Genomic DNA, 11,433 nt, shown 5'->3' on the forward strand with positions numbered 1-11,433 from the left:
CCGCAAGCCCCCTACCCGCAGGCCCTCGGCCTCCCAGAGCAAGCCCCCCCCCCGAAGCCGCTGGGAGGGAAAGGCGAAGCCTGACTGGCTGTCGAGGGCACTCGCGCGGGCAGGGGTCTTCCCCCTCTCCGAGGCAGAGGCCGCCATCCAGGCTGGACGCGTCACCCTCAACGGGCGCGTGGTGCGCCAGCCGCTGGCGCCGGTGCCCGAGGGCACGGTGATCCGGGTGGACGGGGCCGAGATCCGGCGCAAGGTGGAGACGCGGGTGCTGGCCTTCCACAAGCCGGCGGACCTGCTCACCTCCACTGTGAGCCAGCACCGGACGGGCACGGTGTACGAGGTGCTCCTGCCCCAGCTCCCCGACGAGCTGGCCCGGTACACCTGGCACGCCATCGGCCGGCTGGATCGTGGCACCACGGGGCTGCTGCTCTTCACCAATGACGAGAAGCTCGTGGCGCACGCCACCTCTCCGGAGACGCACCTGCCCAAGCGCTACGTGGCCACGGTGCAGGGCACGGCGGATGAAGAGAAGCTCGAGCCCCTGCGCCGCGGCGTCACCCTGGAGGACGGCCCGACCCGGCCCGCGAAGGTGAAGCTCCGCGACGAGCACACGGTGGAGGTCACCGTCACCGAAGGCAGGCACCACCAGGTGAAGCGCATGCTCGGAGCCGTGGGCCTGCCTGTGCGGACCCTGCACCGCGAGGCCGTGGGTGGCGTGGAGCTGGACGTGCCCGAGGGCACCTTTCGCCTGCTCACGCCCGAGGAGCTCTCCGAGGGCCTGCGCTACAGCGGAAGGGGGGCAGAACCCGAACGGCCCCCTCCCCCCGCGGACGAGGACTGAGTGGAAGGCGCGCATGAGCAGAATGTCTGCATCATTTTCCTCCTTGCTGGCTCATTCCCTGTGAGCGAGGACGCCTCTCCCGGAGTCAACTCCCACAATGAATTGTCCCTCCTGTGGCACGAATGTGCCCCCCAAAGCCGAGTTCTGCCCGCAGTGCCTCGGGCAGGTAGCGCCACGCGTGCCGGTCCCTGAGAAGGCTGTCGCACTCGTGGCACCCGCGCCCATGGCCGTGGAGGCCATCGAAGCCCCCGCTGCGCCGAAGGTCGACCCCTCCCCTGCTCCTGAGCTTGCGCCGATCTGTCCGCAGCACGCCCTCGAGCCAGCCGTCAGGTGCCGTCAATGCAGTGCGTTCTACTGCCCTCGTTGCGTTCCAGCCCACGGCAAGCGGTTGCTGTGCCTGAGCTGCAATACAACCCTGGCGGTGCGCGCGGCCCCTGAAAGGCTCCGCAAGATCTTCCGGGATCTCTGGATCTCACCTCTGATCATGGGTCTGACAGTCCTCACTGTGAGCTTCGTTTTGATCGCTCTCAGTGTCGGTCACCCGGTGATCGGGGTCGTCTTTAGCATCATGGCCGGTGCGCCGTTCTTCCTGCTGGCGCTCGTGATCGCGCGGACCCGGTCGATCGCTGCCGCCTGGATCAGCTTGGTGCTGGAGTTGCTGTGCCTGTTTGTATTGCTTGGGGGCGGATTGAGCCTCTGGGTGCTCCTGGCGGCGATCATACCCATCATCACTTTGTTCGAGATCATCACGGCCCAGGAACTGCAGGACCTCATGAAGGCGCAGCCAACGGCCTAGTCCGCGGTGAGCCTCATCAGCACCTCTTCCTTCCGCCCCGTTGGATCCGGCCGAGCCGTCCGCTCCGACACGTCGAGCCATCACCCGGGCTTCCCGACATGAGGCTTGGGAGGTATGGACCGGGGCATGGCTGACTTCGATCTCGTGGTGATTGGCTCGGGCCCCGCGGGCGAGCAGGGCGCCGCGCACGCCGCGCGCCTGGGCAAGCGCGTGGCGGTGGTAGAGCGCGAGCCCGTCCTCGGCGGCACCGCGGCCAACACCGGCACCCTGCCCTCCAAGACGCTGCGGGAGACGGCGCTCTACCTCTCCGGCTACCGCGCCCGCGGCCTGTTCGGCATCGAGACCACCCTGCGCCGCGAGGCCACGGTGTCCGATCTCCTCTACCGAGAGCGCCGTGTCAAAGTCGTCGAGCGCGAGCGCATCACCATGAACCTCGAGCGCCACGGCGTGGAGGTGGTGCAGGGCCACGGCTCGTTCCTGGACGCGCACACTGTCCTCGTCCGCCGCGAGGGCCACCCCGAGCGCCGGCTCACCGCGGGCTCCATCCTCATCGCCACCGGCTCCTCGCCCTACCGGCCACCGCTCTACCCCTTCGGCGATCCCCGCGTGCACGACTCGGACGAGCTCCTCGAGCTGGCCGAGCTCCCCCGCGCCTTGATGGTGGTGGGCGCCGGCGTGATCGGCTGCGAGTACGCATGCATGTTCGCCGCCCTGGGCATCCCGGTGACGCTGGTGGACGTGAAGCCGGAGCTGCTGTCCTTCCTGGATGACGAGTTCTCCGGGCTCCTGCGCGAGCGCATGGTGGCGCTCGGCGTGACGATGCGCCTGGGGTACTCGGTGGAGTCCATCCACGTACCGGAGAAGAACGCCGAGCCCATCCGGCTGACGCTCTCCGGCGGGGACGTGCTGGAGGTGGATCAGGTGCTGGTCGCCTCGGGCCGCTCCGCCAACACCTCCGGGCTCGGCCTGGAGGCGGTCGGCATCAAGCCAGGCCAGCGCGGCCACCTGGAGGTGGGGCCCACATACCAGACGGCCGTGCCCCACATCTACGCGGTGGGGGATGTGATCGGCTTCCCGGCGCTGGCCTCCACCGCCATGGAGCAGGCGCGCGTGGCGGTGCTGCATGCGTTCGGCAAGGCCCAGGCGCTCGCGCCGGTGCTGCCCTACGGCATCTACACCATCCCCGAGGTCTCCATGGCCGGCGAGACGGAGAAGGCCCTGATCGCCAAGGGAGTCCCCTACGTCGTGGGCCGGGCCGGGTACATCACCAACGCACGCGGACAGATCATCGGCGAGGGGCGCGGGCAGCTGAAGCTGCTCTTCCACCGAGAGAGCCTGAAGCTGCTCGGGGTGCACGTGCTGGGCGAGCAGGCCTCGGAGCTGGTGCACATCGGGCTGGTGGCCCTGGTGTCGGGAGCCGGCGCGCAGCTCTTCGTGGAGACGTGCTTCAACTACCCGACGCTCTCCGAGATGTACAAGACGGCCACCTACAACGCGCTTCAGGAGCTCAACGGGAGTTCTTCAAACTTCCTACCGTGAGCCCCGTCATCTGAGGCGCCACGCGGTTGATGCCATCCGCCGAGGAGCGGGCCAGGGTCTGCGCGGGAGCACGCCCGGGGCCCGAGGGCGCGGCCTTGCCAGCAGGAGAGCCTCGCAGCAGCTCTCGGATGCGGTTCCACTGGGCCTTCTGGTCGGCCAGCAGGCGGGAGAGCTCGGCGCGCGCCGCAGGATCTTCCAGCCCGCTCGCCGCCGCCGCCACCTTGTCGAGGAATGGCATCAGATAGCCAAAGTCCCTGTCGAACGCGTCGGGGTTTGCCACGTGCACCTCCACCAAGAGAAGCGGCGCCACCCTACCCCATCCCCGAAGCGCGGGGATCTTCCATCTCCCGGAGTGTCTCCTCGTCATCCCCGAGCACCCAGGGAGGGGCTAGCCGTGGTAGACGCGCGAGGCGACGATCTTCCCGCCCTTCACCTCCAGCACCTCGGCCACTGGCATGGACGGCTCGTTGGGCGCGTGGCGCAGGTACTCCATGAAGACCCGATCCGCGTCCGCCGTCAGCGCCGTCTCCTCGTAGCGCAGGCCCGGCAGCCGGGCGATCGCCTCCGACCACCACTTCGCCAGCGCCTGCCTGCCCACCAGCTTGCCGCCCGTCTCCGGGTGCAACACCCGGATCTTCGGCGAGGTGTGCGTGGCGTCCTCGGCATAGAGCGCCACCAGCGCCGGCACGTCGTGGGCGTTGAAGGCACGCAGCCAGGCCCTCGCCAAGGAGAAGTTTTCGGTCGCGCTCATGGTTGTATCCCTCGAAATCAGTCTTGGCAGCCCCTGCCCCTGCGGCGGCCGGGCCTCCCCTATATAAGGTGAAGAGCCAGATCAGTAGGCGGGGGTGGGTACACGTAAGTTCCCACCAGCATGCGGAATTGGCTGGAAAGTTCAACCTGTGGGAAGTAGAGGCCCCGCCTGCCCTGTTCCCCCAGGCGTTTTTCAAGCGAGAAGAAGGACCGGATCGTGGCCTCCAACGTACCCATCGACAATATTCGCAACATCGGCATCTCCGCCCACATCGACTCGGGCAAGACGACGCTCTCTGAGCGCATCCTCTATTACACGGGCCGCATCCACGAGATCCACGAGGTGCGTGGCAAGGATGGCGTCGGCGCGAAGATGGACTCGATGGATCTCGAGCGCGAGAAGGGCATCACCATCCAGTCCGCCGCCACGTACGCCATGTGGGGCGACTACAACATCAACCTGATCGACACCCCGGGACACGTGGACTTCACCATCGAGGTGGAGCGTGCCCTTCGTGTGCTCGATGGCGCCATCCTCGTGCTGTGCTCCGTGTCCGGCGTGCAGTCCCAGTCCATCACCGTGGAACGGCAGATGAAGCGCTACCGCGTTCCGCGCATCGCGTTCATCAACAAGATGGACCGCGCCGGCGCCAACTATGATCGCGTGGCCGCCCAGCTGAAGGAGAAGCTCAACCACCACCCGGTGAAGCTGCAGTTCCCCATCGGGGCGGAGGACCGCTTCCAGGGCCTCATCGACCTGGTGAAGATGAAGGCCTTCTACTTTGACGGCGAGAACGGCGAGATCATCCGTGAGGAGGCCATTCCCGCGGACATGCTCGAGGAGGCCAAGGTGCGCCGCCAGGAGATGATCGAGGGCGTGGCCGAGGTGGACGACCAGCTGGGCGAGCTGTTCCTCTCGGACGCTCCCATCAGCAACGAGCAGGTCGCCGCGGCCATCCGCCGCGGGGCCATCAGCCTGAAGATGACGCCCGTCATGTGCGGCTCGGCCTACAAGAACAAGGGCGTGCAGCTCCTGCTCGACGCCGTCGCCAGCTACCTCCCCAACCCCAAGGAGGCGCTGAACGAGGCGCTGGACCAGAAGAACAACGAGGCCAAGGTCATCCTCGAGTCTGACCCGGCCAAGCCCTTCGTGGGCCTGGCGTTCAAGCTGGAGGACGGGCGCTACGGACAGCTCACCTACATGCGCATGTACCAGGGGCGCATCGCCAAGGGTGACTTCATCTTCAACCAGTCCAACCAGAAGAAGGTGAAGATCCCCCGCATCGTGCGCATGCACTCCAGCGACATGAACGACGTCAGCGAGGCGCAGGCCGGTGACATCATCGCCCTGTTCGGCGTGGAGTGCGCCTCGGGCGACACGTTCACCGACGGCACCGTGCAGTACACGATGACGTCCATGCACGTGCCGGACGCGGTGATCTCGCTCGCGGTGTCCCCGAAGGACCGGACGGCGCAGGCCAACTTCTCCAAGGCGCTCAACCGGTTCACCAAGGAGGATCCCACCTTCCGCGTGCACCGCGACGAGGAGAGCGGCGAGACGATCATCAGCGGCATGGGCGAGCTGCACCTCGAGATCTACATCGAGCGCATGCGGCGCGAGTACGCCTGCGAGGTGGTGGCCGGCAAGCCGCAGGTGGCCTACCGCGAGACGATCAGCCAGAAGGGCGAGTTCGCCTACACGCACAAGAAGCAGACCGGTGGTTCCGGCCAGTTCGCGCGCGTGTGCGGCTACCTCGAGCCCCTGCCGGCGGACGCCGTGCAGCAGTACGAGTTCGTGGATGACGTCGTCGGTGGCTCCATCCCCCGCGAGTTCATCCCCGCGTGCGACAAGGGCTTCCACGAGGCCATCAAGAAGGGCAGCCTCATTGGCTTCCCGGTGGTGGGCGTGCGCTGCGTCATCAACGACGGCGCCTTCCACGCGGTGGACTCGAGCGAAATGGCGTTCAAGACGGCCGCCATCATGGGCTTCCGCGAGGGCTACGCGGCCGCCAAGCCGGTCATCCTCGAGCCTGTGATGAAGGTCGAAGTGCAGGCGCCCGAGGACTTCCAGGGCTCGGTGGTGGGTCAGCTCAACCAGCGCCGCGGCACGATCCTCTCCACGGAGACCCGCGAGGGCTACCTGGTGGCCGTGGCCGAGGTGCCGCTGAACACGATGTTCGGCTACTCCACGGACCTGCGCTCGGCGACTCAGGGCAAGGGTGAGTTCACCATGGAGTTCGCGAGGTACTCGCCCGTGCCGAAGTCCGAGGCCGAGGCGCTGATGGCGACCTACCGCGAGAAGCTGGCCGCCGAGCAGGCCGCGCGCAAGTAGTCGGCGCGGTCCGCCAAGACAGATCCCAGCAGTCAAGGGAGGGCGCCTCTCGGGTGGAGGCGCCCTCTCCCTTTTTCAGGCCTCGCCACCGTGCGAGTGCCAAGCACCCGTAAACGGGAAGACATGATTTTTGACGAACTGAAGCTCGCTGAACCCCTGCTGCGCGCTGTGAAGGCCGAGGGCTACACCACTCCTACTCCGATCCAGGTCCAGGCGATTCCTCCGGCGCTCGCCGGGCGGGACGTGCTGGGCTGCGCGCAGACGGGCACGGGCAAGACGGCGGCGTTCGCGCTGCCCATCCTCCAGCGGCTCTCCGAGGGCCGGCCTCCTCCTCCCGCGCACGGGCGGCCCATCCGCGCGCTCATCCTCACGCCCACGCGCGAGCTGGCCAGCCAGATCGTCGAGAGCTTCCAGGCCTACGGGCGCTTCACCTCGCTGACGTGGGCGGTGATCTTCGGCGGCGTGGGGCAGAACGCGCAGGAGCAGGCGCTGCGGCGCGGCGTGGACGTGCTGGTGGCGACGCCAGGGCGGCTGTTGGACCTGATGAGCCAGAAGCTCGTCTCGTACAAGGCGCTCGAGGTGTTCGTGCTGGACGAGGCGGACCGGATGCTGGACATGGGCTTCATCCATGACGTGAAGCGGGTGATCGCGGCGCTGCCTGCGAAGCGGCAGACGCTGTTCTTCTCCGCGACGATGCCGCCGGAGATCCAGGCGCTGTCCAAGGGCATCCTGAAGGATCCGGCGAAGGTGGAGGTGGTGCCACAGTCCACCACGGCGGAGACGGTGGAGCAGAAGCTGTACTTCGTGGAGCGCGAGCAGAAGCGGCACCTGCTGGTGCACCTGCTGGGCGACGCGAACATCCGGCGCGCGCTGGTGTTCACACGCACCAAGCACGGCGCCAACCGGGTGACGAAGCAGCTGGAGGCGGCGCGCATCTCCGCGGAGGCCATCCACGGCAACAAGAGCCAGAACGCGCGGGAGCGGGCGCTGGACTCCTTCAAGGAAGGCAGCTGCCGGGTGCTGGTGGCCACGGACATTGCGGCCCGCGGCATCGACATCGAGGGCATCACCCACGTCATCAACTTCGATCTGCCCAACATCCCCGAGTCCTACGTGCACCGCATCGGCCGCACGGGGCGCGCGGGGGCGGCAGGCACGGCGCTCTCCTTCTGCGACACGGAGGAGCGCGCGTACCTGAAGGACATCGAGCGCACCATCCGGCGCCACGTGCCGGTGGTGGGGGATCACCCCTTCCGCTCCGGGCAGACGGCGCCCTCCGCTACTTCGCTCGGTGAGGCGCAGGCCCAGTCGGAGCAGGGCGGCCAGCGGTCTCACGGGGGGCAGCGGCCTCAGGGTGGGCAGCGGCGTCAGGGCGGCGGTCAGCGCTCCGGCGAGGGGCGGCGGAATGGAGGCCAGGGACAGGGCCCTCGTGGGGGCGGCCAGCGACGAGGCGGCGGCCGCGGGCGCTCAGGGGGGCAGGGCGGAGAGGCTCGGCAGTCCCAGGGGCAGCACCGGGGCTCGGACGGGCGGCCCTCCAAGGGCGCGGCTTCCGCGCCGGCCGCGGCGGCTCCCCGGTCGGCGCCTCCTCCGGTGCGTACCGCTCCGAAGTGGCTCTGAAGTGGCTCTGAGGTAAAGAGGGCCCCGTGACCCTGCTCCGCGCCGCCAACGTCCAGCTCACCTTCGGGAGCCGCACTGTCTTCGAGGGGCTCACCCTCACCATTGAAGAGGGTGAGCGCGTGGGTCTGGTGGGCGTGAACGGCTCGGGCAAGTCTTCGCTGATGAAGATCATGGCGGGGGTGTCGCGTCCTGACGCGGGGGAGCTACAGCTCCGCCGAGGGGCGCTTGTCACCTACCTGCCGCAGGAGCCCGAGTTCGCCGAGGGCGCCACGGTGGCCTCGGAGCTGTCCGTCCTGCAGGGGCCGCTGAGGGAGGCACTCGCGGCGCATGCGGAGCTGAGCCGCAGGCTGGAGTCCACGCCCGCCGAGGCGCAGGGGAAGATGCTGGAGCAGCTCTCGGCGCTGGGGGACCGCATCGAACAGCTCGGCGGCTGGGACACGGAGCACCACGCGAAGACGCTGCTGGATCGGCTGGGCGTGGGCTTGAAGGACTGGGATCGGCCGGTGGCGCAGCTGTCCGGCGGCTTGCGCAAGCGCGTGGCGATCGCCCGGGCGCTGCTGACGCGGCCGGACCTGCTGATGCTGGACGAGCCCACCAACCACCTGGATGCGAACACGGTGGACTGGCTCGAGGAGGAGCTGGACAAGCTTCCGGGCTCACTGCTGCTGGTGACGCACGATCGCTACTTCCTGGATGGGCTGGTGGATCGGATCGTGGAGATCCAGCCTGGCGAGGGCGTCGTCTCGTACCCTGGGAACTATGAGGCGTACGTGGAGCAGAAGCTGGTGGCGCAGGAGAACGCAGCCATCGGCCAGCACAAGCGCGAGCGGTGGATCGCCCAGGAGGTGGCGTGGCTGCGGCGAGGCCCCGAGGCACGGCGCACCAAGAGCAAGGCGCGCATCGATCGGGCCCGGAAGCTGATGGCGGAGAAGGGCTTCCAGCGGCCGAAAGTCGCGGGGCTGCAGGTGCTGGCGGCGCCACGGCTGGGGCACACGGTCATCGAGGCAGAGGGGATCGCGAAGTCCTTCGGGGAGCGGGGCGTGCTGAAGGGCGTGGACTTCCGGCTCCAGCGGGGCGAGCGGGTGGGGATCGTGGGGCCCAACGGCGTGGGCAAGACGACCTTCCTGCGCGTGCTGCTGGGCGAGCTGCAGCCGGATGGCGGGAAGCTCGTGATCGGCAAGAACACGAAGGTGGCGTACTACGACCAGACGCGGGCCGCGCTGGACCCCGAGCAGACGGTGTACGAGGCGGCCTCGCATGGCGAGGACTGGGTGGAGCTGGGCGACCAGAAGATCGCCCTGCGGGACTACCTGGAAGATCTGCTGTTCCCGGTGCCCATGCAGAAGCAGCGGGTGGCTGCGCTGTCGGGAGGCGAGCGCAACCGCCTGCTGCTGGCGCGACTCTTCCTGGAAGGCGCCAACGTGCTGGTGCTGGACGAGCCCACGAACGATCTGGACATCGTCACGCTGAACGTCCTGGAGGGGCTGCTGCTGAGCTTCACTGGGAGCGTGCTGCTGGTGACGCACGACCGGTACTTCCTGGACAAGGTGGCCACCTCCATCCTGGCCTTCGAGGGGAACGGGCGCGTCATCCGGTACGAGGGCAACTATGAGATGTACCGGCGCCTGAAGCAGCAAGCGGAGACGGCCCAGGCCGCAGCGGCGCCCACGTCCGCGCCGAAGAAGGAGTCCCCTCCCCCACCCTCGACAGATTCATCGAAGCCCGCGAGGAAGCCCGGGAAGCTCTCGTACAAGGAGCAGCGAGAGCTGGAGGGGATGGAGGCAGCGATCGAGGCGGCGGAGACGCGCAAGGCGGAGCTGGAGGCGAAGCTGGCGGACCCGGCCGTCTACAGCAGCTCAACGAAGGTGCCGGAGCTCCAGCGTGAGCTGGAGACAGCGACGTCCGAGGTGGACCGTCTGTACGCGCGCTGGCAGGAGCTCCAGAACCTCGTCAGCGGCTAATCTCTTGATTCCTCAAAGGAGATACTGGAAGGCATGATGCGCGGCCCTCAAAAAGCAGGCGGGATCCTGGTGCTCCTCACGGGCGCACTGGTGGTCGGACTCTGGTGGGCCAGCGTGCGGGAGGAGCCACTGCCCCCTGCCGCGTCCTCGCGGGAGGCAAGCCCGGCCAGTCCTGGGGACGGCGGGGGCGCCGAGGCCGCCCAGTTGGAGAAGGATGAATATGCGCGGAAGGCCCTGGAGACGCTGCGAGCGGCGGGCTTCACAGACCCGCTGCGGTACGATCCCGAGCGCTTCCACATCCAGATCCCCGACGCACAGGGCCAGCAGGCCCAGACGATCTTTCTTGGCAACCTCTATGAGGAGTACCGCGCCACTCCCCCCGAGCGGCGTGACCGGGTGCTCCGGAAGATCACGGCGATCGGCCGCGCACCCGAGTTCCCCATCAGCTACGCCGCGGCGCGCACGGCGTTGCTGCCCGCGGTGCGCCCGCGCACCTCCTTCTCGCTCCTCGAGATCCTTGATCTGGACAGCCCCCTCAACACCCCGAGGCCCACGGAGTGGCGCCCGCTGGGCGAGGTGCTCGCCGTCGCGATCGTGCTCGATACCCCGGACGCCATGAAGTACCTGGGGCAGCAGCATTTCCAGGAGTGGGGCGTCACGTTCGACGAGGCGCTCGGCGCCGCCATGGAGAACCTGCGGAGCCAAAGCTCCGAGCCCCTGATCCCGGTGGCGCCCGGCGTTTGCGCCTCTGCCTGGCGTGACAGCTACGCCGCGTCTCGCATGCTGCTGGACGAGGTGCTGCGCCGCTGCAAGGTGCGCGGCGATCCCGTGGTCTTCGTCCCCCACCGGGATCTGCTGCTCATCACCGGCTCGGAGGATGAAGACGGGCTGCTGCGGGCCGCGGAGATCGCCCAGGAGTCACTCCAGGCGCCGCGCCCGATAGACGGACGCGCTCTGCGCCGGACGCCCCAGGGATGGCGGCCCTTCCTGCCCTCGCCCCCCAGCAAGGCCTGGCTGGCCATGCGCAAGTTGGCGGTCTACAGCCAGGCGCGCGACTACGCCGATCAGCGCGATCAACTCCGCCAACACCACGAGCAGTTGGGGGTGGATCTCTTCGTCGCCGACTTCGTGCTCTCCGAGGATGAGCAGGGCCGTGTCGTCAGCCAGGCCGTCTGGGTCAAGGGCATCGACACGTTGCTGCCGCGCGTCGACCGGATCTTCTTCATGGACTCCGAGCTCGGCCCCGAGGCTCCCCCCGTGGCGGTGGTGCGCTGGGAAGCCGTGGAGCGCGACATGGGTGCCCAGCTGCTTCCTGTGGAGGGAGATTATCCCGTGCGCTACCGGCCCCAGAGCTTCCCCTCGCCCGAGCAGATCGCCCGCTGGAAGAAGGATCCAAGCGCCATGGACGTGCCCTCGCCGCTCCCGTGAGCCTACCCAGCGGGCTCTCCGCCAGGCCCATCCTGGGGAGTGTCTGGCGCCTCCCCCTCCACGGCCATGGAGAAGGGGTAGATCGAGCGGTGATGGATGTTCGAGTGATACACGGCCAGGTGGGGCTCACCCGCAATCAGGATGACGGCCTGCGTGGGTGGTGCGGTCT

Annotated in this window: 9 protein-coding genes; 7 read left to right on the top strand and 2 right to left on the bottom strand. The window is 68.3% G+C overall.

What is annotated here, in order from left to right; translation table 11 throughout:
• The 3 genes from VD972_RS26835 to sthA form a co-directional block, all read left to right on the top strand.
• Positions 1 to 841, top strand: an 841-nt coding sequence (locus VD972_RS26835; protein ID WP_324991594.1) for a pseudouridine synthase, incomplete at its 5' end; no start/stop codon positions are given.
• A gap of 223 nt (positions 842 to 1,064) precedes the next feature.
• Positions 1,065 to 1,637 (top strand): hypothetical protein, encoded by a 573-nt coding sequence (locus tag VD972_RS26840; RefSeq protein ID WP_324991595.1) that lies wholly within the window; start codon positions 1,065 to 1,067, stop codon positions 1,635 to 1,637.
• A 126-nt stretch (positions 1,638 to 1,763) separates the two neighbouring features.
• Positions 1,764 to 3,176: a Si-specific NAD(P)(+) transhydrogenase gene (sthA, locus tag VD972_RS26845; protein WP_324991596.1), complete on the top strand. Its 1,413-nt coding sequence runs from the start codon at positions 1,764 to 1,766 to the stop codon at positions 3,174 to 3,176.
• Here sthA and VD972_RS26850 read toward each other — a convergent pair.
• Positions 3,145 to 3,456, bottom strand: a complete 312-nt coding sequence (locus VD972_RS26850; RefSeq protein WP_324991597.1) for a hypothetical protein — start codon at positions 3,454 to 3,456, stop codon at positions 3,145 to 3,147. The genes sthA and VD972_RS26850 overlap by 32 nt on opposite strands.
• 108 nt (positions 3,457 to 3,564) lie before the next feature.
• Positions 3,565 to 3,927 (bottom strand): nuclear transport factor 2 family protein, encoded by a 363-nt coding sequence (locus tag VD972_RS26855; RefSeq protein ID WP_324991598.1) that lies wholly within the window; start codon positions 3,925 to 3,927, stop codon positions 3,565 to 3,567.
• A 216-nt stretch (positions 3,928 to 4,143) separates the two neighbouring features.
• Here VD972_RS26855 and fusA point away from each other — a divergent pair, with 216 nt between their 5' ends.
• The 4 genes from fusA (at position 4,144) to VD972_RS26875 (ending at position 11,264) form a co-directional block, all read left to right on the top strand.
• Positions 4,144 to 6,258: an elongation factor G gene (gene fusA, locus VD972_RS26860; RefSeq protein WP_324991599.1), complete on the top strand. Its 2,115-nt coding sequence runs from the start codon at positions 4,144 to 4,146 to the stop codon at positions 6,256 to 6,258.
• A gap of 123 nt (positions 6,259 to 6,381) precedes the next feature.
• The gene (locus VD972_RS26865; protein WP_324991600.1) at positions 6,382 to 7,875 is read left to right on the top strand and encodes a DEAD/DEAH box helicase; all 1,494 of its coding nucleotides are present in this window, start codon (positions 6,382 to 6,384) and stop codon (positions 7,873 to 7,875) included.
• Between the two features lie 26 nt (positions 7,876 to 7,901).
• On the top strand, positions 7,902 to 9,836 hold the full coding sequence (locus VD972_RS26870; protein WP_324991601.1) for an ABC-F family ATP-binding cassette domain-containing protein: 1,935 nt from the start codon (positions 7,902 to 7,904) through the stop codon (positions 9,834 to 9,836).
• A 33-nt stretch (positions 9,837 to 9,869) separates the two neighbouring features.
• Positions 9,870 to 11,264: a hypothetical protein gene (locus VD972_RS26875; RefSeq protein WP_324991602.1), complete on the top strand. Its 1,395-nt coding sequence runs from the start codon at positions 9,870 to 9,872 to the stop codon at positions 11,262 to 11,264.
• The last annotated feature ends 169 nt before the right edge of the window (positions 11,265 to 11,433 follow it).

Source organism: Hyalangium sp. (genome assembly GCF_035629615.1).
Lineage (GTDB): Bacteria > Myxococcota > Myxococcia > Myxococcales > Myxococcaceae > Hyalangium.